The organism is Streptomyces sp. NPDC052496 (assembly GCF_040679095.1).
GTDB lineage: Bacteria > Actinomycetota > Actinomycetes > Streptomycetales > Streptomycetaceae > Streptomyces.
In genome coordinates this window covers 102,053-125,775 of sequence record NZ_JBFAUH010000022.1, presented here as the reverse complement: position 1 = coordinate 125,775, position 23,723 = coordinate 102,053, and the positions used below count along the sequence as shown (strand labels likewise).

The following is a 23,723-nucleotide window of genomic DNA, read 5'->3' as shown; positions in this document are numbered from 1 at the left end:
GTAAGGCCAGTTCATCGAGGCTGGAGGCGAACTCCGCTTGTGCAAACTCTTTCGCAAGTGTTTCAGCGGTGTTACCTTCAACGAACTCCGGCCCGCGGCCGTGGGGTCCGCAGCAGCGGTGTCCCCAACGCGCCCGGCCGTCCGGGCCGGAGTGCCCGACGCTCCCCTCCCCTGCCGTGCCGCCCCCTCAGACGGCCGCGAACAGGGGCTCCCACCACGACCGGTGGGTGCGGTACCAGTCCACCGTGGCGGCCAGCGTCCGCTCGAAGCCGGCGCGCGGCCGGTAGCCGAGTTCCGCGGTGATCTTGCTGTGGTCCACGGCGTACCGGCGGTCGTGTCCCTTGCGGTCCGTGACGTGGGTGATGCGGCCGGGATCCGCGCCGCACTGCCGCAGCAGGCGGCCGGCGAGTTCGAGGTTGCTCAAGGAGGTGCCACCGCCGACGTTGTACGTCTCTCCGGGCCGTCCGCCCGTGCGCACCAGCTCGACCGCCCGGACGTGGTCGTCCACGTGCAGCCAGTCGCGGACCTGCCGCCCGTCCCCGTACACCGGCAGGCTGCCGCCGGTCAGCAGGGTGGCCACGAAGCGCGGGACGGCCTTTTCCGGGTGCTGGTACGGGCCGAAGTTGTTGGAGCAGCGGGTCACCCGGACGTCCAGGCCGTACGTACGGTGCTGGGCCAGTGCGACGAGGTCCGCGGCGGCCTTGGACGCCGCGTAGGGCGAGCTGGGCCTGAGCTGGTCCTCCTCGCGCGCGGCGCCTTCCGGCACGGAGCCGTAGACCTCGTCGGTGGAGATGTGCACGAAGGTGCGCACGCCGTTGCGCAGTGCCGCGTCCAGCAGGGTCTGGGTGCCCAGCACATTGGTGCGGGTGAAGTCCGTACCGTCCTCGATGGAGCGGTCCACGTGCGACTCCGCGGCGAAGTGGACGATCTCGTCCTGCCCGGCCGTCAGGCGCCGCACGGTCGCGGCGTCGCAGACGTCCCCCTGTACGAAGGTCAGCCCCGGGTGGCCGCGTACCGGTGCGAGCCGGGCGAGGCTGCCCGCGTAGGTGAGTTTGTCCAGCACGGTGACCGCGGCGCCGGGCGGCCCCGACGGGCCCAGAAGCGCGCGGACGTAGGCGGATCCGATGAAACCGGCACCGCCGGTGACGAGAATGCGTGACGTCATGAGGCCAGCCGCACCTTACTGTGATCGCCGACGACGAGCCGGTGGGCCCGGTGCGGGCGCCGTGCCGCGGCCACGACCGCCGCACTGCCGATCAGCGACCGCTCGATACGGGGGGCGCCTTCCAGACAGGCGCCGCGCAGCAGGACGGAGAAGTCGACCGCGCTGTCCTCGATCCGGCAGTCCTCGGCGACCGAGGTGTACGGGCCGACGGTGGAGTTGCTGATCACCGCGCCCGCGCCGATCACCACGGGCCCGACGATCCGCGACCCGGTGACCACGGCCCCTTCGGCGATCCGGACCCGGCCCACCAGGACGCTGTCCGCGTCGACCTTGCCGTCGACGCCGCCCGTCATCCGGTCCAGGACGTGCCGGTTGGCCTCCAGCAGATCGTCCACGCTGCCGGTGTCGCGCCACGGCCGGGTGGTCGTCTCCGCCCGTACGGTGAGGCCCTGGTCGATCATCCACTGCACCGCGTGGGTGATCTCCAGCTCGCCGCGTCCGGACGGCCGGATGGCCCGTACCGCGTCGTGCACCGCGGGGGTGAAGGCGTAGACACCGACCATGGCGAGGTCGCTGCGGGGGTGCTCCGGTTTCTCCTCCAGGCGGTGCACGCGCCCCGCACCGTCGGTCTCGGCGACGCCGAAGGCGGTGGGGTCGGGCACCGGAGTGAGCAGCAGCCGGGCGGCGTCCCGGCCGGCGGCGGCGCGCCGGACGAAGCCCGCCACGCCGTCCTCCAGGTAGTTGTCCCCGAGGTACAGCAGGAAGTCGTCGTCCGCCAGGAAGTCCCGCGCGATCGCCACGGCGTGGGCCAGGCCGAGGGAGGCGGGCTGGCGGAGGTAGGTGACGTGCAGCCCGAAGGCGGTTCCGTCCCCCACCGCGTGGCGGACGGCGTCGCCGTGGTCGCCGATCACCACTCCCACGTGTGCGATGCCGGCCTCGGCTATCGCTTGCAAGGCGTAGTGCAGTACCGGCCGGTTGGCGAGGGGGAGGAGCTGTTTGGCGCGGGTGTACGTGAACGGACGTAACCGGCTGCCGGTGCCCCCGGCCAGGACCAGGGCTTTCACGTCTGCCACCGGTGTCGTGGAAGGGGCGGGGTCTGTCGTCTCACGGATCTCTCCTCGAACGAAGGTCGCGGTGTCACCGGTGCGGGCGGCTCCTGACTCAAGCAGAAGCCGCCCGGGAACCGCAAGACTGCTCGGAAAGTTGCAGAAATTTCTTGCAGGCTCCGGTGATTGATGTTTGACTCACTCCCGGCACCGCCCAACGGCGTTGCACGGCACAGCGGTTCGCCCAGAAGGGTGGGAGCAGCAGTGACAGGTCGGCACCAGCGCGAAACGCTGGAACGGGAGGCCGGACATCTGGCCCCGGGCGCCTCGGACGAGGCGGCCGTCGGGCGCCGGGTGTTCGCCGAAGGGCACGGCCCCGTCCTCACGGACCTCGACGGCAACCAGTACCTGGACTTCGCGGCGGGCACGCTGACCCAGTCCCTGGGGCACGGACACCCCGACGTCGTGGAAGCGCTGACCGCGCAGGCCCGGCTGCTGTGGAACGTGCACGACTCGGCGACGCCCGGCCGCGCCGCACTCCTGGAACTGCTGGCCAGACTGCTGCCCGAACACCTGAACACCTACGCCCTGTTCTCCACCGGGGCGGAAGTGGTCGAGGCCGCGTTACGGGTGGTGCAGGCGACCGCCGAGCCCGGCCGCAACCGGATCGGCGCGCTGCGCGGCGGGTTCCACGGCAAGACCATGGGTGCGCGGATGCTCGTGCACTGGGACGTCGGCCACCAGGCGTTCGCCGGCAACTCCGTCCTCGGATACTCGCCCTACTGCTACCGCTGCCCGCTGGAACTGAGCCGCCCCTCGTGCGGGCTGCGCTGTGCCTCCCTCGTACGCAAGCACATCGCCGACAAGCCGAACGTCTCGGCGCTGGTCTTCGAGCCCGTCCTCGGCGCCGCCGGCGTCGTCGTACCACCCCCGGGGTACTGGGAGCAGATCACCGAGGCGTGCCGGGCCAACGGGGTGCTGCTCGTCGCCGACGAGGTGCTGACCGGCGGCGGCCGGACCGGCACGTTCCTGGCGAGCGAGCAGTTCGGCATCGAGCCGGACCTGGTCACCCTGTCGAAGGGCATGGCCAGCGGATTCCCGTTCGCGGTGCTGGCCGGGCGCGCCGGCCTGCTGCGCCACCCGGTGGCCTCGGTGACCGGCGCCCACTCGGCGACGTACGGCGGCAATCCGCTCGGGATCGCCGCGGCGCGGGCGACCCTGGAGGTCGTCGAACGCGACCGCCTGGTCGAGCGCGTCCGCGTCCTGGGCGAACTGCTGCACGAACGGCTCGCCCCGCTCCCGGCCCGCTTCGAGAACCTCGGCGACGTCCGCGGCCTGGGCCTGCTGTACGGGCTGGAGTTCGTCACGGACCGGCAGAGCCGCACCCCCGCGCCGCACCTCGCCAGGGCCGTGTACGCCCGCGCCCTCGACCTGGGCCTCCGAGTGGCCCTCGGCGGCCACATCCTGCGCCTGGCGCCCCCGTTCACCCTCGACGAACCGCTCCTCGACGAGGGCGTCAGCCTCCTCGAACAGGCCCTTGAGCAGGTGCTGTCGTGATCGTCGCGGAGCATCTCGTCAAGGAGTTCCGGCTCGCCGAGCGCAAGCCGGGCCTGGCCGGCAGTCTGGCCACCCTCTTCACCCGGCAGCACCGGACCGTCCGCGCGGTGGACGACGTGTCCTTCACGATCCCGGCCGGCGCCAAGACGGCGTACATCGGCGCCAACGGAGCGGGCAAGTCCACCACGATCAAGATGCTCACCGGCATCATGACGCCCACCAGCGGGCGCTGCCTGGTCCGCGGCATCGAGCCGTACCGGCACCGGAAGGCCAACGCCCGCGGCATCGGGGTCGTCTTCGGCCAGCGCAGTCAGCTGTGGTGGGACCTGTCCGTGCCGGACTCCTTCCGCATCCTGCGCCGCATCTACGAGATCCCCGGCCCGGTCTACCGCCGCAACCTCGCGCTGTACCGGGAGCTGCTGGACATCGACGCGCTGGGCACCACACCCGTGCGCCATCTGAGTCTGGGCCAGCGGATGCGGGCCGAGATCGCGGCCAGTCTGCTGCACGACCCGCCCGTCGTCTTCTGGGACGAGCCGACCATCGGCCTCGACATGGTGCTCAAGGACGCGGTACGGCAGCTGGTCAACCGCGTGCACCGGGAACTGGGCACGACCGTCGTCCTGACCAGCCACGACATCACCGACATCGCCGCGATCTGCGACAGTGCCCTGGTCGTGGACCGGGGGCGGGTGGTGCACCAGGGCAGCATCCGGGACCTGCTGCGGACCGCCGACCGGCGGTCCGTCCTCTTCGACCACCGGGACGCGACGGCTCCCGGGCGCGCCTGCGCGGACATCGAGCGGGGGCTGCCCGGGGTGAGCGCCTCAGCGGCCGAGGACGGCCGGATCAAGGTCGAGTATCCGGTGGACCGGTTCACCTCGCGGCAGGTGCTGGCCTTCCTGCTCGAACGCTTCGACCTGGTGGACTGCTACGCGCCGGAACCGGACCTGGAGGACGTACTGCGGCGGATCTACGGCGGCGGGCACCCCGGACCGGTCCCGGCCGAGGTCCCGTGCGGGCCCGCGGCAGGTGGGGCATGAGCGGCTCCCCCGTACGGAAGGCGGCGAGCGGCGCGCCCGTCCGCCTGGCCGCGCGCGCCGGGCACTACCTGCCCTTCGCCACCGGCGGGCTCCAGTCCCTGTTGCAGTACCGGTCGTCTTTCGTGACCACCGGCATCACCGCGGCAGCCGGCGCGGCGGTCTCCGTCTTCCTGTGGCGGGCCGTGTACGCGGGCTCGCCACCCGGCGGCGGCCCGGGCGGCTTCACCACCGGGACCGTCACCACCTACCTGCTGATGGCCCAGGTGCTCCAGGTCCTGCACGCCAACCGGGTGGACGACGAGGTGGCGGCCGAGGTGTACCGCGGTGACGTGGCCGTCATGCTGGTCCGGCCCGTCAGCTACCCGGTCGTCCGGTTCTTCGCGTGCCTGCCGGTCGTGGTGGCCAACGCCGTCCTGGTCGGTGTGCCCGTACTGGGCCTGTTCGCGCTGCTCGTCCCGCTCACGGTGCCCCGGCCCGTCGACGCCCTGCTGTTCCTCGTCTCCACCGTGCTGTCCGTCCTGCTGGCCTTCCTCGTCAACCTGCTGACCGGCATGACGGGGTTCCTCACCACCAACACCTGGGGCGTGCGGATGGTGAAGCAGAGCGTGGTCGCCTTCTTCGCCGGGCAGTTGGTACCCCTCGCGCTGATGCCGGGGCCGCTCGGAGCGCTGGCGTCCGTACTGCCCTTCCAGGGCATGGTCGACTCGCCGCTCACCCTGCTGCTCGGCCGCTACGACGGGGCGGCCGGCGCCGTCGGCGTACTCGCTCTGCAAGGCGGCTGGGTGGCCGGTCTGGCGCTGCTCGGCGCCGTCCTCTGGCGCGCCGCGCTGAGCCGTCTGGAGGTGCTCGGCGGATGACCCGTACGGTGTGGCGCCACGTGCGGCTGGCCTTCTTCCTCGGCGGGGTCGGGCTGCACCGGCTGAGCGCGTACCGCATGGACTTCGTGCTCGGGGCGGGGGCCTTCCTGATCCGCGTGGGCCTGCAGACGGCGGTGGTGGGCCTGGTCTTCCGGCAGATTCCCGCCCTGGGCGGCTGGAGCTACCACGAGGTGCTGTTCCTGATGGGCTTCTCGCTGTTACCGCGCGGCCTGGACCACCTCTTCACCGACCAGCTGTGGGAGCTGGGGCGCAAGCTGGTCCAGCGCGGTGAGTTCTACCGCTATCTGATCCGTCCCGTCGATCCGCTGTTCGCCCTGCTCTCGGAACGGTTCTTCCATCCCGACGCGCTCGGCGAACTGGCCATGGGGGCCTTCCTGGTGTGCTGGTCCGGCAGCGCCGTCGGCCTGGACCTCACCCCGCTGCAATGGGCCGTCGCCCCCTTGCTGGTGCTGTGCGGCGCGCTGATCCACGCCTCGGTGAAGCTGCTGTTCGCCTCGCTGTCCTTCTGGACCGTGACCAGCCTGCCGTCGATGTACGCGGCGAACCAGGTGTCCGAGTTCGCCGTCTACCCGCTGGACATCTACCACTCCTCGCTGCGCGCCCTGCTGACCTGGGTGCTGCCGTTCGCCTTCACCTCGTACGTGCCGTGCGTCTACCTGCTGACGGGCTCCGTGGGGCTGGTGGTGTGGCTGCCCGTGGTGACGGCCGGTGCCCTGGCCGTGGCGCTGACCGTCTGGCGGCGCGGCGTCAACGCCTATGAAATGACCGGGAGCTGATCCCACCCATGATCCGCGACGAACACCTCGTCCCCCTGCTGCGCGCCGCGCCCTGGATGCCGCGCGACCTGCGCGCCGCCCACCGCTACGACGTCACCGACCACGCCGAGCCGGCGCCGGACGAGCTGCTGCTGATCGTGCGGGCGGCCGGGGGCCCCGCCTCCGGTGAGCGGATCTTCGTGCCCGTACACCGGGAGCCGTCGGGCGCCTGGGCCGAGGCGCGCGCCGACGGGCCGTCGGGGCTCGCGGCCGTACGCCGGGTGCTGACGGGCGCGCGGCTGCGCACCGCGCGCGGCGGTCACGTGGAATTCCGCCGCGCGCCCTCGGCGCCGGCCGGCGAGGCGCGGTGGCTGCCGTTCGACCAGGGCTGGTCCTCCAACGCGCTCTCGCTGGTGGAGATCGGCGGCGTGCCCTGTGTCCACAAGACCTACCGGCGCCTGGACGAGGTGATCCACGAGCCCGACGTCCTGCGGCTGATGAGCGGCACCGGGCGTACGCCCGAGTGGGCCGGGGACTACACGTACACCGATCCCGTCCGGGGAACCCGGCATCCGGTGGGTGTGCTGTACCGCCACGCGCCCGGGCAGGGCATCGACGCGCCGCTGCGGGCGAACCTGCGTTCCCTGTGGCCGCGGCTCACCGACGGCATCCCCCCGGAGCAGCTCGTACGCGACCATCTGCGACCGCTCGAACCGAGGCTGCGGGCGGCCGGACGCTTCCTGAGCGCCTTCCACCACGACCTGTCGGCACGCCTGGGCGGGCCGGCCTCCGGGTACCCCGTGGCCGACGCCCTGCCCCGGACCGCGGCGCAGCTGCACCGGCTGGCCGTGGTGGACCTTCCCGTGCCGCCTGCCGCCCGGAGCGCGGCCTTCGCCGCGTTACGGGCCGGGCTGGACCGGCTGTACGCCGAGCTGGGCGGCCGGGCGACGGCTCCCGGGGCCGGTCCCTGCCACGGTGACCTGCACCTGTCGCATCTGCTGTGTGCCGAAGGGCCCGGCAGCACCTGGCGGATGAGCGTCATCGACCTGTCCACGCCCGCCCTTCCCGAGGACGGTCCCGGGTACGCCGCGCAGTCACCCCTCCAGGACCTCGTGGCCGTCCAGCGCGCGCTGGAGTACTTCGCGGCCGACGAGGCAGCCTTCGAGAGCGCCCGCCGGCTCGACATGGACGCGACCGCCACCATGTTCGGCTCCCTGGACGGCGCACCCGGACTGCCGGACGCCCGGCGGGACGTGCTGAACACCGTCTTCCGCACCGCGGACACCTGGCGCGAGCGGGTGCTGCACCTGCTGCTCGGGCCCACGCCCGACAGCCCCCTGCGGCGGCTGCTGTACCTGCGCCGCCTCCTGCACGAGCTGAGCTACAACCACGCCCACGCCCGCCCCTACCACGCCGCGATCGACCTGCGCCACGCGCTCGCGCCGGCCTCCCCCACCCCGTCGACCCACGCAAGGACGTGACCGCCGTGAACGCGCCCCGGATGCACATCATCGAGACGTACTTCGAGTGCTGCGGCTTCGACCACACCTTCCTGCAGGGCGGCACGTCCGTATACCTGTGGAACCTGTCGAAGACCTTCGCCGCCCGCGGCCACCGGGTCTCCATCGTCACCCCCGCCCACGGCAGGCTCGACGACCTGCGGCAGCGCTACGAGGTGGAGGACCTGGCCTACGAGGACACCTACGAACTCCCCGTGGTCCTCGACACCCGCGTCTGGCAGGGCTTTCCCGCACAGGTCGGCCTGGCGCTGCGCACCACCGCGCACCGCATCCGCCTGGAGGGCGTGGACCTGTACTTCCTCGCCAACGACCACCTGAACCAGCTGCCGGACACCTTCTACCCCCCGTACTCCGCGAAGGGCCGGGACCTGGTGTTCTTCAAGCCGCTGGTCTTCCAGGTGGACTGTGTGCGCTTCCTGCGCGGCTGGTTCGGCGACGAGAAGGCCGTCGTCCACGCGCACGAGCCGTACTACCACTACCTGCTGCCGGCCGCCCTGCGCGCGGACCCGGCGAAGCTGGTCGTCAGCAACGTACAGAGCAACATGCCGATCGCGAAGAAGGTGTACCGGCCCGAGGTGGCGCGCCTCTTCGACCTGCTCGGCGTGGACGTCGAGCTGCCCGGCCCCGAGCCCGAGCCCGAGGCACCCGCGGCGCTCGTCCAGTACCAGCAGCTCACCCACCTGCACTACACCTACCCGCCGGACCATGTGGCGGTCTACGAGCTGACCGCCGAGCACGCCGACCTGATCGACTTCCTGTCGCCCGGCCAGCTGGACTTCTGCGCGGGCTTCCGGGACACGCCGTTCGAGCCGCTCTTCCGGCAGCTGCCCATCGCCGACGTGGTGCGCCGCAACGCCCACAAGATGTTCGTCGGCGGCTGCGCCATCTCCGACCGGTGGCTGACGTGGGATCCCGCCGAGGTGGACCGGGACCGGGTGCTCGGCGGCCTCGGCCTCGACCCCGCGCTGCCCACGTTCTTCCACAACGCCCGCTACGCCGTCCACCACAAGGGCCAGGTGGAGCTGATACGGGCCGTGGACCGCGTGCTGGGCGAGGGCCTGAAGGCCAACTTCGTGATCCGCTGCATCTCCGGCAACGGCATCGACGACCCGCTCTTCCACGAGGTCGCCGCCCGCCACCCCGGCCGGCTGCACTTCGAGTGGGAGCGTGTCGAGGAGGCCCGCGTCTTCGCCTGCGCGGCCGCGTCGGACTTCGCCCTGTTCCCCTCGAAGTTCGAGATGGACACCTTTCTCATCGCCCAGGGCGAGGCGATGGCCGTGGGCGCGGTGCCCATCGCCACCGACCAGCGCGGCATGGCGCACTTCCGGCACGCCGACGGCCCCGACACGGCCACCGGGTTCGCGGTCAACCGCTCCTTCGCGGAGGACGACGCCCTGCTCATCGACGCGCTCGCGGCCCGCATCCGGCAGGCGGCGGCCCTGTGGTCGGACGACCCCGGCCGCTACCGGGAACTGTCCGGGCGGGCCTCGGCCGTCGCCCGCGCCTTCACCTGGGACCACTGCGCCGACCTGCACCTGGCGGCGTTCACCCGGCTGTGGGAGGGCCGGCCCGCCGAACTGTCCACCGAACTGGCCCTGCGGCACGGGTGGTTCGGCCTGCTCGCCGACGACCAGATCACGACGGAGGCCGCGGTCGAGCACGGTGACATCGAGGCGTACGAGCGCTGCGCGCCGTTCGACGCGGACGCGGCCGCGCGCCTCTTCCGCGCCGCGTGGCTGCGGGCCGACTTCGCCGCCTGTGCACGGACCCTCGGCCGGTTCCCCCGGGCGGTGCCCGCGGAGGAGGCCGACCAGCTGCGCACCCGCGCCCGCATCCTGGCCGACGGGCGTCTGGAGTACCGCCTCCCGCACGCCGAACGGGTGCAAGTCGTCACACCACAGCGAGGCCCGGCCCGCGCACTTCCGACGGTACGCATGCTGGAACGCACCGGCCCGGGAATCTTCGTGGGCGAGGCGCCGGACGCCGACGGCCGACTGCTGCTCACCCTGTCCTCCGGCCGGGTGGCCTGGGACGAGGTGCGCCATGACTGACCTGCGTGCCGTACGCGCGGTGCTGCTCGCGGGCGGCGAGGGACAGCGGATGGGCCCGCTCGGAGCGGGACGCCTCAAGCCGCTGGTCCCCTACGGCGGCACCTGCCGGCTCATCGACTTCAGCCTCGCCAACGCCCGGGGCTCGGGTCTCCCGGAGGTGCTGCTGCTGTCCCAGTACGAGGAGCGGCTGCTGATGGACGACCTGCACCGCGTGTGGAACACGGAGCCGGGATTCCGGGTGCGCTTCGGCCCGTACGACGCCGCCTACCGCGGCCGGGGGCTGCCCGCCGAGCTGCCGCGGCGCACCTGGCCGCTGGAGCGCGGCACCGCCGACGCCCTGATCCGCAAGGCCGAGTACGTCTTCACCGAGGGCGTCGAGGACGTCCTGGTCCTGCACGCCGACCATGTCTACCGGTACGACTACGGTCCCCTCGTCGCGGCGCACCGGGCTTCGGGGGCCGCGCTGACCCTCTCCTACCAGCGGATCGACAGGCGCTGGGTGCACCTGTTCGGCATGGTCAGGTTCGACGGCGGCGGCCGGCTCACCGAGTTCACGGAGAAGCCCGAACACCCCACGTCCGACCTGGTGTTCGCGGCCTTCTGCGTCTTCGACGCCGCCGTACTGCGCCGGTACCTGACCGCGCTGGACGGCGGTGACTGGCAGCACGACATCAGCCGCGACGTGATTCCCGCGATGCTCGCGGCCGGGGAGCACATCCGCGGGCACGAGGTGCGCGGCCACTGGGAGGACATCGGCACCGTCGAGCGCTACCACCGGGCGCACCTGGCCCTCGCGGCCGGCCCGCGGGCACCGCTGCCCGTCGGGCGGATGCCGCGGACGGTACGGCCGCGGGTCGGCCGGCGCTGGATCGCCGACGCGCCCGGAGTACGCGCCTCGGTGGTCCCCGCGGACCTCGTCAACGCCGGGCTCGTGACGGACAGCGTGCTCTTCCCCGGGGTCCGGATCGGCGCGGGAGCCCGGGTGCGGCGCAGCGTGGTGCTGCCCGGCGCGGTGATACCGGCGGACGCCGACATCGACGGGGCGGTCGTCCTGGAGGACGGACGCATTCAGCACATTGCCGAAGGAGTGAGCGCATGACCTCGTACGAAGACCACAGCAGCGCACGGCGGCCGGGCGGCTACGACGTCCTGGTGGCCGGCGGGAGCGGTGTGGACACCATCGTGCGCGTGGACGAACTGCGGGTGCCGCCGGGCGATTCGGTGTTCGTCGAGCCGCTGCGGGACTACGTCGGTCACACCGGCAACGGGGTGGCGCTCGGCTGGCACGCACTCGGCCTGCGGACGAAGTTCATCGACTTCCTCGGCGACGATCCGCAGGGCCGCATGGTGCTGGAGCACTACGCCCGCCAGGGCCTGGACTTCGCCCACCTCGTCTCGCCGCACGGCACGCCGCGGGCGGTGAACCTGGTGGACCGGCAGGGCCGCCGGTTCTCCTTCTACGACGGCCGGCACCCCGCCGCTCTCCGGCTCCCCCGCGACTTCTACCTGCCCTACCTGGAGCGGTCGGACCACGTCCACCTGTCGATCATCGGCCACAACCAGGACATGTACGAGGACATCCACCGTCTGGGCGTGACCAGTTCGACCGATCTGCACGACTGGGACGGGCGCAACCCCCACCACCGCCACTACGCCCTGCGCTCCGACTACGTCTTCCTGAGCGCGGCGTCGATCCACGACCGGCTGGAGGCCGTGCTGCGGGGGATCCTCGACGAGGGCCGGGCCCGGTTCGTGGTGGCGACCGACGGGGCCGATGGCTGCTACCTGCTGGAGCGCGGTGCCGAGCACGTCCGGCACTTCCCCGCCGTCCGCCCGGAGCGGCCGGTGGTGGACAGCAACGGTGCCGGTGACGCGTTCGTGACCGCCTTCCTGCACGCGTACTTCGCGGAGCGTCCCTTGGCGGAGTGTGTGCTGGCCGGGTCGGTGGCCGGGGCGTTCGTGTGCGGCAGCGCCGGCACCCACACCGAGTTCATCGACCTGCCGGGGCTGCGCGCGGCCCGTGACCGCGCGGCGGCGAGCTGGTCGGGTGCCGACGCATGCATCTGATCCACTTCGCCTTCGAGTGCGGCGGGTTCGACAACCGTCTGATGCGCGGCGGGCTGTCCCCGCTGGTGTGGAACCTCTCGCGGGAGTACGCCGCGCGCGGCCACCGGGTGTCCCTGGTCACCCCGGCGCACGGGCTCATCGGCACGCTGCGGCGCACGCACCCCGTCGAGGAACTGCCGTACGTCCATGAGCACCAGGTCCCGCTGGTACTGGACCCGAAGACGTGGCCGGACCACCCGTCCGAGGTCACCCTGGAGCTGACCACCCGGGCGTACCGGCTGCGGACCGACGGCGTGGACGTGTACTTCCTCTCCGACTCCTGCCTCGACCTGCTGCCCGACCGGCTGTACCCGCCGCCCGGCACCGAGGGCACCGACCTGGCGTACTTCAAGCCCCTGGTCTTCCAGGTCGCGGGCGCCCACTTCATCCAGCGGTACCTGGGCGGGCAGGAGGCGGTGGTCCACGGCTTCGAGCCGTACTACCACTACCTCCTGCCGGCCCTGTTCGCCGGCGATCCGTCCCTGCGGACCGTGAGCACGGTCGCGGCCAACGCGCCCGTCACGCAGAAGGTGTACCGCCCGCAGGTGGAACGGCTGCTCGGCATGTTCGGCGTAGGCGCCGGCCTCGACGCGCTGGAGGAGGAGCTGCCCGCCGAGGACAGCCCGGGCGCGGCGATGGCGCGGGTGCTGGCAGGCACCCGTATGCACGTGGAGTACGGGCCGGACCATGTCGCCGTCCTGCCGCTGGTGCTGGCCCACGCCGATCTTCTGGACTTCGTCTCGCCCGGCCAGCGGGATTACTGCAGCACCTTCCGCGACACCCCGTTCGAGAGCCTGTTCCACACCTTGCCGGTCTCCCGGATGGTGCGCGCGCAGGCCCACAAACTGTTCACGGGCGGCTGCGGGATATCCGACAGCTGGCTGGCGCGGGATCCCGGGGCCGTCGACCGCGAGGCGGTCCTGCGCTCCCTGGGCATCGATGCCTCCCTGCCGGTCTTCTACCACGCCGCCCGGTACGCGGTGCATCACAAGGGCCAGCTGGAGCTGGTCCGCGCTGTGGAGGAGGTGCTGGCGAGCGGCACCGACGCGGCCTTCGTGCTGCGCTTCGCGACCAGCGGGGGCGGCGGGCAGCCGGCCCCCGTCGGCAATGTGTACTTCCAGAGCGTCGCCGACCGCTACCCCGGCCGGATCCACCTGGACTGGCGGCTGGCCGACGAGGACACCCTGTTCGAGCAGGCGGCCTGTGCCGACTTCTGTGTCTTCCCCTCGAAGTTCGAGCTGGACGGGTTCCTGATCGCCCAGGCCGAGGCGATGGCGTGCGGCGCGGTGCCGATCGCCACCGCGCAGAGTGTCACGGCGCACTTCGGGCACGCCCTGCCCGCGGACGATCCCCGGGCCACCGGATTGTCGCTGCCCGGCTCGTTCCGTGACGACGACCCGGCGCTCACCCGCGCGCTCGTCGAGCGCCTCCAGCAGGCCGCGGAGCTGCGGCGGACGGACCCCGGCGGATACGCCCGGCTGTCGGCCACCGCGCGGGCCACGGCCCGCCGGTTCACCTGGGCCCGCAGCGCCGACCGGCGTCTGGCGGCCTTCGAGGACCTGCTGCGCGGCCGGCCCCGGCCCTTCCCGGCCGAGGACGCGGTCCGGTACGGCTGGTTCGACGCCCTGCCCGCCGCTGCCTGGGACCAGCACCGGCAGCTCATCGCACGGTCCGCCGCGGCCCTGGGTGACGCGGCGGCGTACGGGCGCTGCGCGCCGCTCGACGAGGCGGCGTACGAGCGTCTCTTCGAGGCCGCGTACGCCCGCGCCGACTTCGCCGCCTGCGCCCGTACCGCGCGGGCGGCCGGCCGGGAGGACTGGGCGGCGCGGGTGCGCGGGCGGTACGGGATACGTCTAGGTTCCGCGGGCCGTCGGCACGTGACGTACCGGCACCCGGAGGCGCGGCACGTGGAAGTGGCCGTGCCCGGTACCGGCCGGTCCTCCTCGGGCCTGGAGTCCCCCGCCGAGGCCCTTGCCTCGGACGAAGCGGTGCCCGCGGGCAGCGGTGTCGTTCTGCTGCCCTTGGAGCCGGTGCAGGAGGGCGTCTTCGAGGGCGTGCTGACCGGTCCGCCCGTCGGCGGCCAGCTGCTCGTCATGCTGACCCTGGCCTCGGGGCGCGTCACCTGGGACACCGTTCCCTTCGAGCCGTCGGCGGCTCGCCGCGAGCCGCCGGCCGTCCCGTACCGGTCCGCGGGCGGCCCGCCGCCGTTCCGGCTCGTGGCGACCGACCTCGACGGCACGCTCCTGCGCAGCGACCAGACCGTTTCCGGGCGCACCCTGCGCGCCCTCGCCAGGGCGGCCGAGGCCGGCGCCGCCCACCTCGTGGTCACCGGGCGGCCCGCCGCGGCCTGCCGGCAGTACCTGGCCGCCCTGGGCTACCGCGGGCTCGCCGTGTGCGGACAGGGCGCCCAGCTCTACGACGCCGGCGCCGACCGGCTGCTCAGCTCGGCCTCGCTCGACCTCGGTCTCGCCCGCAGCGTGGTCGAACGCGTCGAAGCCGTGCTGGGGCCTCTGGAGCTGGGGGTCGTGACGGCGCCGCCGGAGAGCCGCTTCAAGGTCACGCCCCGCTTCGGCGAACGCGTCCGGCACGGCTGGGACGTCACGGCCGACCGCGGGCTGCTGTGGTCGCACCCCATCGACAAGCTGGTCCTGCACCACACGAGCCTGCCGGAGGACGACGTCGCGGCGGTCGCGCAGCGCTTGTGCGGTGCCGAGGTCACCGTGGTGCATTCGGTGCGGGGGATGGTGGAGGTGCTGCCGGCCGGGACCACCAAGGCGGCCGGGGTGGAGCGGGCGGCGCGGCTCCTCGGGTACGACGCGGCCCGGACCGTCGCGTTCGGTGACATGCCGAACGACATCCCGCTCCTGGCCTGGGCCGGGCACGGGGTGGCCGTGGGCAACGCCCACCCGGCGCTGCGGGCGATGGCCGACGAGATCGCGCCCGCCAACGACGACGACGGCGTGGCCACCGTACTGGAACGCCTCTTCGGCAGCCCGGGGCGAGTGTCATGACCGGGGCGCTGAGTGAACTGGCCCGCGCCCACGGCGTGTCCACCACCTACACCACCGACCGGGGGCGGCGGATGACGGTGTCCCCGGACACCCTCGTGGCCGTTCTCGCCGCATGCGGAGTGGACGCCGCCACCGACGCGTCGGCCCGGGCCGCGCTGCGCGCCCACCGCGAGCGCACGGCGGCCCGGCTGCTGCCCGAGTGTGTCGTCGTACGGGGAGGCGCCGTGCCGCGGCTCGGCCTGCCCGGTGATGCGACGGTGGAGGTGGAGCTGGAGGAAGGCGGTACGGCCGCGCTGTCCGGCTCTCTCCCGGCCGGCCGGCACACCCTGCACGCCGACGCGCCCGGAAGAAGCGATTCCGCACCGCTGCTCGCCGTGCCCGCACGGCTGCCCGTGCCGGCCGGGCGGCACTGGGGGTTCCTCGTCCAGCTGTACTCCGTCCTCTCGCGCCGGTCCTGGGGCATGGGCGACCTCGGTGACCTGGCGGAGCTGGCGTCCTGGTCGGGACGCGCGCTCGGGGCGGACTTCGTCCAGCTCGGTCCGCTGCACGCCCTCGAACCCGGGCCGCTGCCGGATCCGTCACCGTACCGGCCCAGCTCCCGCCGCTACCTCGATCCCCTCCATGTGCGCGTGGAGGCCGTCCCGGAGTACGCGTACCTCAGGGGCGAAGGGCGGCGCACCGCCGACCGGTGCGTCGCCCAGGCCGGGGTGCTGAACGAGGGCATGCTCCGCGGCGACCTGCTCATCGACCGGGAGACGGTCCGCTCGCTCAAGCACGAGGCGCTGCGGGCGGTCCACCAGGTGCCGCTGTCCCCGGGGCGCGCCGCCGCCTTCGCCCACTTCGCCGCCCGCGAGGGCCAGGACCTGACGGACTTCGCCACCTGGTGCGCGCTGGCCGGTGTGCACGGCAGGGCCTGGCGGTCCTGGCCGGCCCCGCTGCGCGACCCGCGCTCCCCCGCCGTGGCCCGGGCCCGCCGGGAGCTGGCCGCCGAGGTCGATTACCACCGCTGGCTGGCCTGGGTCACCGACGGGCAACTGGCCGCCGCTCAGGCGGCAGCCGTGGACGCCGGGATGGAGATCGGCCTGATCCACGACCTGGCGGTCGGTGTCGCCCCGGAGGGTGCCGACAGCTGGGCCTTCCAGGACTGCCTGGCCGCGGGCATGAGCGTCGGCGCGCCGCCGGACGACTTCACCCCGCACGGCCAGGACTGGGGCCAGCCGCCGTGGCGGCCCGACGGGCTCGCGGCGGCCGGGTACCGGCCGCTGGCCGGACTGCTGCGGGCTGGGCTGCGGCACGCGGGCGCCCTGCGCATCGACCATGTGATGGGCCTGTTCCGGCTGTGGTGGGTGCCCGAGGGGCGGCCGCCGTCCGAGGGGACGTACGTCCGCTACGACGCCGAGGCGATGCTGGGCGTGCTCGTGCTGGAGGCGCACCGCGCCGGCGCCGGTGTGATCGGTGAGGATCTCGGCACCGTCGAGGCCGGCGTCCGTACGGCGCTCGGCGAACGCGGCATCCTCGGCACCTCCGTCCAGCGGTTCGAGTACCTCGGCGGTTCGGAAGGGCGGCACGGCCCGCTGCCGCCCGACCGGTGGCGGCGCGACTGCCTGGCCACGCTCACCACGCACGACCTGCCGTCGACCGCCGCCTGGCTCAGCGGCGAACACGTCGACCTGCGGGCCCGGCTCGGCCTGCTCACCCGCCCGGAAACGGAGGAGAAGGCCGAGGCCGCAGCCGAACGCGACGGATGGCTGGCCGAGCTGGAACGGCTCGGGCTGCTGCCCGACCCGGACGGCGACCTGGTGGCGCTGCACCGCTTCCTGTGCCGCACCCCGGCCCGCCTGCTCGGCGTCTGGCTGCCGGACGCGACCGGCGACCGCAGGCCCCAGAACCTTCCCGGTACGTCCACGGTGCACCCCAACTGGCGGCTGCCCGTCAGCGATGCCCGGGGCCGTCCCGTACCGCTGGAGGACCTTCCCGGACAGCCCCTCGTGGCCACCCTCGCCAGGGTGTTCGCGGACCTCCGCCCCCACGCGAGAACCCGTAAGGAGAAAGATGTCAGGCCAGATTCTTGACCGCGCCGGCCACCCGCCGGCGCGGGGCTGCGAGGGCCCCGCCGATGCCGTACGGAGCGCGCCGGCGGGGGTCCGTGAGGACCCCGGCGGTTTCACCCTGGAAGCACCGGACGGCATCCGGTACCGGGTCGACCTCGCCTCCGGGGTGCTCGATCCGGGCAGCACCCTGCTCGCCGGCCACCTGGAAGGCCGACGCGTCGTGGCCTTCGTCAGCCCGACCGTGAACCGGCTGTACGGCGACCGGCTCCGCGCCTATCTGGACGCCCACACCCGGCCGGGCCAGTGGACGCTGCACGTCATGGCCACCGGCGAGCGCCACAAGACGCTCGCGGCGGCGGAGCGGGTCTGCGCCCTGGCCAAGGCGGACGGGCTGGACCGGCACGGCCTGCTGCTCGCCTTCGGCGGCGGCATCGTCGCCGACGTGGTCGGCTTCGCCGCGTCCATCTACGCGCGGGGCATCCGGTACATCAAGGTCAACACCACGCTCGTCGGCCAGGTGGACGTCGGCGTGGGCGTCAAGACGGGCGTCAACGCCCTGCAGACGAAGAACATGTTCGGCGCGTACCACCCGGCGCACGCCTCCCTCAACGACCCGGCCTTCCTGACGACACTGCCGGACCGGGAGATCCGCTGCGGGCTCGCCGAGATCGTGAAGATGGCCGTGATCCTGGACGAGGACCTCTTCCGGACGCTGGAGCGCCACCCGGACGCGTTCCGCCGGCCCACCGCCGGCCCCACGGACCGCTCGTACGGAGAGCTGGAGACCTACATCCTGCGGACGTCGATGCGCCTGATGATGGAGGAACTCTGCCCCAACCTCCACGAGCACGACCTGGCCCGGCTCGTCGACTTCGGCCACACCTTCAGCCCGCTCATCGAGACGGCCGGCGGACACCGGCTGGAGCACGGCGAGGCGGTCGCCGTCGACATGGCACTGTCCGCGCATCTGGCGCGCCTGCTCGGCCTGGCGGACGAGGAGACCTGTGACCGCGTCGTCCGGCTGCTGCGGCGGATCGGGCTGCCGGTGTTCGACCCCAGTACCTGCACGCCGGAGCTGATGACACAGGCGCTGCGCGCCTCCTGGCAGCGCCGGGGCCGCAAGCTGCACCTCGTCGTACCGACGGCCGTCGGCAAAGCGGCCTTCGTGGAGGAACTGGCGGACATACCGGGGTACGTCCTGGAGGACGCGCTGCGGGCACTGGCGGCGGACGGGGCGCGGCACGATGCCTGAACCCGTGACCAACCTGCGGGACCTGATGCGGGGCAAGGAACGCGACCACGGCGGTTCCGGCACGATCTTCGCGCACCGCGCCTTCACCCGCCGGCCCGGCACCCCGGGCACGGAATTCATCGACCTGGCCGTCCTGCCGCCGGGGACCTCGATCGGCCGGCACCGGCACGGCGCCGACCGCGAGACCTACATCGTGCTCGACGGCAGCGGGCTGATGTACCGGGACGGTACGGAGTTCCGCGTGGGCCCCGGCGACATCGTCGTCAACGCCCCCTATGGGGAACACGGCCTGCGCAACGACTCCGAGCAGGACCTGCGGCTGCTCGTCTTCGAGGAGGCATGGGTGGAGGGGGCGGGTGAGCACCGTGCCGGCTGACGAGACGTTCACCGTGCTCGACGTGGGCGGCACGACCTTGCGGGTCGGCGGCTACGACCCGCGTACGGGCACCCTGTCGGGGGTGCGCCGGATGCCGGTCGACGGCATGCACCGCACCCCGGGGGCACCGGTGCCGGTGCTGCAACAGCGGCTGATGGAGCAGATCGTGCGCGAGGTCGCCGCGCACACGGGCGGGCGGCCGCCGCGCGCCCTGGGCGTGGCGTTCGCCGGACCCATCTCGGCCGCGGGGCTCATCCTCGCCGCTCCCACCGTCTGGGGGCGGCGCGGTGACCCGCTGCCGCTCGGCGAACTGCTGACCGCGCGGACCGGCGCGCCGGCCGTCGTGGTCAACGACCTGACGGCGGCGGCCTGGCGGTACGCCGCCACCGAACCCGGGGACTTCTGCCTGCTGACCGTCAGCTCCGGCATCGGCAACAAGGTGTTCCGCGGCGGTGAGGTCCTGGTCGACGCCGACGGCCACGGCGGTGAACTGGGCCACTGGGTCTGCGACCGCTCCCCCGACGCGCCGCTGTGCGACTGCGGGGGCCGCGGCCACCTGGGCGCCGTCGCCTCCGGCCGCGGCGTGCTGGCGGCGACGCGCCGGGCCGCGCGCGAGGACGGGTCCGCCTTCCGCAGCTCCCGGCTCGCCGCGCTGTGCGACGGCCGGGTGGAGCACATCGACAACCGGGCCGTCGCCCGGGCGGTGCGTGCAGGTGACCCCTTCACCACAGAGGTGCTGCGCGGCACCCTGGCGCCGCTGGCCCAGGCGATCACCGGGGTGTTCGCGTCGATCGGGGTGTGCCGCTACATCCTGATGGGCGGCTTCGCCCTGGCGGTGGGCGAACCGTACCGGCGCATGCTGGTGGCCGAGTTGCGGCGGCTGGGCTGCTTCGGCCTCGGTCCGGAGCAGATCGACGCCATGGTGTCGCTCGGGGTCGCCGACGACGACCACGGGCTGATCGGTGTGGGCCGCCTGCTGGCCGGGCGGACGCCGGTGCCCTCCTCCCAGGGGGCGTCATGACCGGTGAGAGCACCCTCGTCGTGGGCAGCGGCCTCGTGGGCACCGGAATCGCCCTGCGTCTGGCGTGGGCGGGCGAAGCCGTGACACTCGTCTCGCGCCGCCCGCCCGCGCTGCCGCCCCACCGGTACGGGGCCCGCTGGGCCGCCCTGGACGCCACCGACACCCGCGCCTCCCGCCGGCTGCTCGACCGGCTGCGCCCTGGACGCGTCGTCCTGGTGCACGGTCCGTCCGACGTCACCTGGTGCGAGGCCCACCCGGACGAGGCGCTGGCCGCGCACGTCGCCGTGGCGGACACCTTCGCCGGCCTGGCGCCGGACGCACGGATCGTCATGATCTCCACGGACAACGTCTTCGACGGCACCTCGGCACACCACACCGAAAGCACCCCCGTGTCACCGGCGAACGCCTACGGCCGGGCCAAGCTGGAAGCCGAACGGGTGCTGCTGGACAAGGCGCCCCGGTCCGTGATCCTGCGGGTCAGCCTCGTCTACGGCCACGAGCCCGCCGACGCGGGCAAGTGGCTGAACTTCTTCGCGGCCTGCGCCCACCGGCTCCGGCGGGGCGAGCCGGTCGAAGCCCCCGACGACCACTGGACGACACCGGTGCTCCTGGACGACGTGGCGGAGGTGACCGCCGCGCTGCTGCACGCCCGGCATCCGCTGCCGCCGGTGCTGCATCTGGGCGGGCCCGACCGCGTCACGCGTGCCGAGTGGGCCACCGTCATCGCCGGGGCGCTGGGCGCCCCCGCCGGTCTGGTGACGCCGGTACCGCGGGCCCGCACACGCTACGCCTCCCGCCCGGTCAACGCCTGCCTCACCAGCGGACTGCTGCCGACGCTGCCCGGCCTGGGCGGGATCACCGTACGAGGGGTGCACGCGGGAGCGCACCTGCTGGCTCCGGAGTTCGCCGCGGCCGCGCCTCCGGTCGCCTGAATCGCCGGGACGCGTCGGCCCTCCTGATGGTGCGGGCCCGGGGTACGGGGAAGTGGGAAGTGGACAGAGCGGCCGCATCATGCGTCGCACGCACACCGACGACACCGCCGACCGCACGGACGGCTCTCCGCACAACCACTTTCTGTATTTTCTCCACGCACCACTCCCCGCACACACCACGGAGACCGACTTGGCCGCTGATACCTCAACCACACCTACCGACATCCGCACCCACAAACTCGTACACGGGTGCATGGGGCTCGGCGGCGACTGGGACACCCGCCCGTACACTCCACAGGACATCCAGCACGCCGAGGCCGCGATCGAGGCAGCCCTGACGGCCGGCATCACTTCGTTCGACCACGCCGACATCTACCGGCACGGCAAGGCGGAGGCCGTCTTCGGCGAGGTGCTCGCCCGGACGCCCGGGCTGCGGGAGCGCATCGTCCTGCAGACCAAGTGCGGCATCCGGCTGCCCGACGGCGACCGGCCCGGGCACTACGACCTGCGGGGAGCGAGCATCCTGCGCCGGGTCGAGGAAAGTCTCGGCCGGCTGCGCACGGACGTCCTCGACGTCCTCCTCCTGCACCGTCCCGACCCCCTCGCCGACCCGCGGGACATCGCCGGGGCACTGACCTCCCTCCACGCCCAGGGCCTGGTCCGGCAGTTCGGCGTGTCCAACATGAACGGCCCGCAGATCGCCGCTCTCCAAGCCCACCTGGACGTCCCCCTGGTCGTCGACCAGCTGGAGATGAGCCTGGCCCGGCGCGACTGGGTGGAGGCAGGCGTGCTGGTCAACACCCCGGCCGCCACGCGGAACGGCTTCACCCCCGGCACGCTGGAACACTGCACGGCCAACGGCATCCGGCTGCAGGCCTGGGGCGCGCTCGCCCAGGGCCGCCTGAGCCAGGCGGACACGCCGGTGGGCCGCCTCGTCACGGACCTCGCCCACCGCAAGGACACCACCCCCGAAACCATCCTCCTGTGGTGGCTCCGACGTCACCCGGCGGGTATCACCCCCGTCGTCGGCACCACCCGGCCCGAACGCATCGGCGCCTGCGCGGACGCGGTGCGCCGCGAGCCGGACCTGACACACGAGGAGTGGTACGAGCTGTGGGTCGCCGCGCGCGGGGCGCCGCTGCCCTGACCCCCCGGCGAGGAACCCCCGGCCTGGGCCGATTACGTCTGCTTCGCCCTGGCGGCGATGACGAGGTTCGGCACCACCGACGTCAGGGTGACCTCACGGGACATGCGGCGAACGGTGGCGGCGAACACGGCCACCGCTTCGTCTTCAACACCGTCACCGTGGCGAGCCTGGTATCCGCGTTGGTCAGCGGCTAGGGCGGAGTCGTCCGGCAAGGCCCGCCCTGGACACGGCCGGGCCCGACTCGGGCCGCAAAATGGCCATTTGGTGCTGCAAACAGACCGAGAACAGGTCACGGACACCGCGCCCGGCGCGATAACTTCGCGCCGGTAGACGGAATGTTGCCGTCACCTTTTACGAAACGGAGCGCCGCGGGGCCGGCGGCGACGGCACCGGCGTGCGGCGCGCCGCTCGGCGAGCGCACGGAGACGGCGCCGCGCCCGCCCGCGACGGCAGCGTCGGCACGCCCGACCGCCCCCTCGCCGCCGTACTTCACGCAGCTGTCCGCTCCGCAGCGCTCCAGGACACCGACTTCGAGGAGTACCTCTCTTGACCACTCACCTCCGACGTGGCACCGGCCCTCGGGCCTTACTGGCGCTGCTGGCGGCGCTGTGCGCGATCATCGGCACCACCGCGCTCGGTACGACTCCGGCGGCAGCGGCCGACCAGCGGCACGCGATCTATGCCATCGCGCACCGGGTCGACACCCTGGACGGCGTGGACGCCGCGCTCAAGCACGGCGCCAACGCCATCGAGATCGACGTCTGTGCCTGGTGGAACCCGAACGAATGGCGCGCTTGGCACGACTGCTCCTCGGCCGGTGACAACCGGTACGGCCCCAGCTTCGACAGCATGATCGACCGCATCCTCTCCAACGCCGCCGCGGGGCGCCGGCTGTCGCTGGTCTGGCTGGACATCAAGGACCCGAACTACTGCGGTGAAGAGCCGAACCGTGCGTGCAGCGTCGCCGGGCTGCGCGACAAGGCACAGCGGCTGACGGCGGCCGGGATCCAGGTGCTCTACGGGTTCTTCGAGTACCACGGCGGCAACACCCCGGACGTCGGGGGCAGGGGCTGGAAGAGCCTTGAGGGCAAGCTCGGCAAGCTGGAGGGCATCACCACGACCGGCACCCGCGACCAGGTCCGCAACGCCTTCAACCGGTCCGGTGCCGGCTTCCCGAACGGCCGCCGGGTGATGGACTACGGCGACAACAACATCTCCAAGGGCTTCGGCAACTGCACGGAAGCCACCTACAACACGTGCGCGGAGCTGAAGAAGGGCGCCGCGGACCGCGCCGCCGGCCAGCTCGCCGCCACCCTCTCCTGGACGACCACCTACAACGACCCGTGGTACGTCGACAAACTGCTGGGCGAGGCGCGGGTGGACGGCATCATCGCGGGCTACGCCAACTTCACCGGAGAGCACGAGTACAACGACAGCTGGCAGTGCGCCAACGCCATCAACGCCATCCGCGACTGGGTGAACCGCCACAGCGGTACCCACCGCATGGCCAACAGCGGGGATCGCCTGTTCAAGTAGTGACGTCGGCTTTCTTCGTACGGCCTTCTTCGTACGGCGTGTGAGGGAAGGCGCCTGACACGGGCCGCGGCTCCCGTCAGGCGCCTTTCCGCTTTTCCGGTGCAACGGCAGGCAAGCAACGAGCGGCTGCCGCAATACGCCACGGGATCACCCGGCCGGAGCCGGGGAAACGTTCCGCACGGGAAACACGGCGGCGCCGCTTCGCTGCCCGGGAGGCCGCCCGGATTGCCCTCCCGGCTCTTCTCACGCGCGGGCGCGGGCTCTAGACAGGGGGTG

18 protein-coding genes and 1 pseudogene are annotated in these 23,723 nt (G+C 72.9%); 17 read left to right on the top strand and 2 right to left on the bottom strand.

Translation table 11 applies throughout. The annotated features are described in order from the left end of the window. Positions 1–187: 187 nt before the first annotated feature. Together rfbB and AB0L45_RS27380 are read right to left on the bottom strand one after the other, a co-directional pair. A complete protein-coding gene (rfbB, locus tag AB0L45_RS27385; protein WP_365844420.1) occupies positions 188–1,165 on the bottom strand; it encodes a dTDP-glucose 4,6-dehydratase in 978 nt (325 codons plus the stop codon). After that, positions 1,162–2,229 (bottom strand): glucose-1-phosphate thymidylyltransferase, encoded by a 1,068-nt coding sequence (locus tag AB0L45_RS27380; RefSeq protein ID WP_365844513.1) that lies wholly within the window; start codon positions 2,227–2,229, stop codon positions 1,162–1,164. Before AB0L45_RS27380 ends, rfbB begins: the two co-directional genes overlap by 4 nt. 246 nt (positions 2,230–2,475) lie before the next feature. On the opposite strand from AB0L45_RS27380, the gene AB0L45_RS27375 reads away from it, so the two are divergent. The 17 genes and pseudogenes from AB0L45_RS27375 to AB0L45_RS27295 all read left to right on the top strand — a co-directional run bounded on the left by AB0L45_RS27375 (position 2,476) and on the right by AB0L45_RS27295 (position 23,447). Then, positions 2,476–3,768: an aminotransferase class III-fold pyridoxal phosphate-dependent enzyme gene (locus AB0L45_RS27375; protein ID WP_365844418.1), complete on the top strand. Its 1,293-nt coding sequence runs from the start codon at positions 2,476–2,478 to the stop codon at positions 3,766–3,768. Next, positions 3,765–4,811 carry an ATP-binding cassette domain-containing protein gene (locus AB0L45_RS27370; protein ID WP_365844416.1) on the top strand — a complete coding sequence of 349 codons (1,047 nt, stop codon included), beginning with the start codon at positions 3,765–3,767 and terminating at the stop codon, positions 4,809–4,811. The genes AB0L45_RS27375 and AB0L45_RS27370 overlap by 4 nt, the downstream gene beginning before the upstream one ends. Next, positions 4,808–5,668, top strand: coding sequence for an ABC-2 family transporter protein (locus AB0L45_RS27365; protein WP_365844414.1), 861 nt, complete (start codon positions 4,808–4,810; stop codon positions 5,666–5,668). Before AB0L45_RS27370 ends, AB0L45_RS27365 begins: the two co-directional genes overlap by 4 nt. After that, positions 5,665–6,465, top strand: coding sequence for an ABC-2 family transporter protein (locus AB0L45_RS27360; RefSeq protein WP_365844412.1), 801 nt, complete (start codon positions 5,665–5,667; stop codon positions 6,463–6,465). Before AB0L45_RS27365 ends, AB0L45_RS27360 begins: the two co-directional genes overlap by 4 nt. A gap of 8 nt (positions 6,466–6,473) precedes the next feature. Then, positions 6,474–7,925: a hypothetical protein gene (locus tag AB0L45_RS27355; protein ID WP_365844410.1), complete on the top strand. Its 1,452-nt coding sequence runs from the start codon at positions 6,474–6,476 to the stop codon at positions 7,923–7,925. A 5-nt stretch (positions 7,926–7,930) separates the two neighbouring features. Then, positions 7,931–10,015 (top strand): glycogen/starch synthase, encoded by a 2,085-nt coding sequence (locus AB0L45_RS27350; RefSeq protein WP_365844408.1) that lies wholly within the window; start codon positions 7,931–7,933, stop codon positions 10,013–10,015. Then, positions 10,008–11,114 (top strand): sugar phosphate nucleotidyltransferase, encoded by a 1,107-nt coding sequence (locus AB0L45_RS27345; protein ID WP_365844406.1) that lies wholly within the window; start codon positions 10,008–10,010, stop codon positions 11,112–11,114. Before AB0L45_RS27350 ends, AB0L45_RS27345 begins: the two co-directional genes overlap by 8 nt. Beyond that, on the top strand, positions 11,111–12,082 hold the full coding sequence (locus AB0L45_RS27340; RefSeq protein ID WP_365844404.1) for a carbohydrate kinase family protein: 972 nt from the start codon (positions 11,111–11,113) through the stop codon (positions 12,080–12,082). The genes AB0L45_RS27345 and AB0L45_RS27340 overlap by 4 nt, the downstream gene beginning before the upstream one ends. Then, positions 12,073–15,132, top strand: coding sequence for an HAD hydrolase family protein (locus AB0L45_RS27335; protein ID WP_365844402.1), 3,060 nt, complete (start codon positions 12,073–12,075; stop codon positions 15,130–15,132). The genes AB0L45_RS27340 and AB0L45_RS27335 overlap by 10 nt, the downstream gene beginning before the upstream one ends. Next, positions 15,129–17,204 (top strand): 4-alpha-glucanotransferase, encoded by a 2,076-nt coding sequence (gene malQ / locus AB0L45_RS27330; protein WP_365844400.1) that lies wholly within the window; start codon positions 15,129–15,131, stop codon positions 17,202–17,204. Before AB0L45_RS27335 ends, malQ begins: the two co-directional genes overlap by 4 nt. Then, positions 17,185–18,435, top strand: coding sequence for a sedoheptulose 7-phosphate cyclase (locus tag AB0L45_RS27325; RefSeq protein ID WP_365844398.1), 1,251 nt, complete (start codon positions 17,185–17,187; stop codon positions 18,433–18,435). The genes malQ and AB0L45_RS27325 overlap by 20 nt, the downstream gene beginning before the upstream one ends. Further along, the gene (locus tag AB0L45_RS27320) at positions 18,428–18,811 is read left to right on the top strand and encodes a cupin domain-containing protein (protein ID WP_365844395.1); all 384 of its coding nucleotides are present in this window, start codon (positions 18,428–18,430) and stop codon (positions 18,809–18,811) included. Before AB0L45_RS27325 ends, AB0L45_RS27320 begins: the two co-directional genes overlap by 8 nt. Further along, entirely contained in the window at positions 18,792–19,832 is a 1,041-nt protein-coding gene (locus tag AB0L45_RS27315; protein ID WP_365844393.1) for an ROK family protein, read from the top strand. Before AB0L45_RS27320 ends, AB0L45_RS27315 begins: the two co-directional genes overlap by 20 nt. Further along, positions 19,829–20,764, top strand: a complete 936-nt coding sequence (locus AB0L45_RS27310; RefSeq protein ID WP_365844391.1) for a sugar nucleotide-binding protein — start codon at positions 19,829–19,831, stop codon at positions 20,762–20,764. Before AB0L45_RS27315 ends, AB0L45_RS27310 begins: the two co-directional genes overlap by 4 nt. 190 nt (positions 20,765–20,954) lie before the next feature. Beyond that, positions 20,955–21,911: an aldo/keto reductase gene (locus AB0L45_RS27305; protein ID WP_365844389.1), complete on the top strand. Its 957-nt coding sequence runs from the start codon at positions 20,955–20,957 to the stop codon at positions 21,909–21,911. A 21-nt stretch (positions 21,912–21,932) separates the two neighbouring features. Then, positions 21,933–22,105, top strand: a pseudogene (locus AB0L45_RS27300) (DUF1345 domain-containing protein); the annotation flags it as partial. A gap of 352 nt (positions 22,106–22,457) precedes the next feature. Next, positions 22,458–23,447, top strand: a complete 990-nt coding sequence (locus tag AB0L45_RS27295) for a phospholipase (RefSeq protein WP_365844387.1) — start codon at positions 22,458–22,460, stop codon at positions 23,445–23,447. The last annotated feature ends 276 nt before the right edge of the window (positions 23,448–23,723 follow it).

Excerpts from the sequence above, each read along its gene's own strand:
- AB0L45_RS27365 (WP_365844414.1), top strand. The coding sequence starts at position 4,808 with ATGAGCGGCTCCCCCGTACGGAAGGCGGCGAGCGGCGCGCCCGTCCGC.
- AB0L45_RS27310 (WP_365844391.1), top strand. The coding sequence starts at position 19,829 with ATGACCGGTGAGAGCACCCTCGTCGTGGGCAGCGGCCTCGTGGGCACC.
- malQ (WP_365844400.1), top strand. The coding sequence starts at position 15,129 with ATGACCGGGGCGCTGAGTGAACTGGCCCGCGCCCACGGCGTGTCCACC.
- AB0L45_RS27340 (WP_365844404.1), top strand. The coding sequence starts at position 11,111 with ATGACCTCGTACGAAGACCACAGCAGCGCACGGCGGCCGGGCGGCTAC.
- AB0L45_RS27345 (WP_365844406.1), top strand. The coding sequence starts at position 10,008 with ATGACTGACCTGCGTGCCGTACGCGCGGTGCTGCTCGCGGGCGGCGAG.
- AB0L45_RS27335 (WP_365844402.1), top strand. The coding sequence starts at position 12,073 with ATGCATCTGATCCACTTCGCCTTCGAGTGCGGCGGGTTCGACAACCGT.
- AB0L45_RS27355 (WP_365844410.1), top strand. The coding sequence starts at position 6,474 with ATGATCCGCGACGAACACCTCGTCCCCCTGCTGCGCGCCGCGCCCTGG.
- AB0L45_RS27320 (WP_365844395.1), top strand. The coding sequence starts at position 18,428 with ATGCCTGAACCCGTGACCAACCTGCGGGACCTGATGCGGGGCAAGGAA.
- rfbB (WP_365844420.1), bottom strand. The coding sequence starts at position 1,165 with ATGACGTCACGCATTCTCGTCACCGGCGGTGCCGGTTTCATCGGATCC.
- AB0L45_RS27360 (WP_365844412.1), top strand. The coding sequence starts at position 5,665 with ATGACCCGTACGGTGTGGCGCCACGTGCGGCTGGCCTTCTTCCTCGGC.
- AB0L45_RS27325 (WP_365844398.1), top strand. The coding sequence starts at position 17,185 with ATGTCAGGCCAGATTCTTGACCGCGCCGGCCACCCGCCGGCGCGGGGC.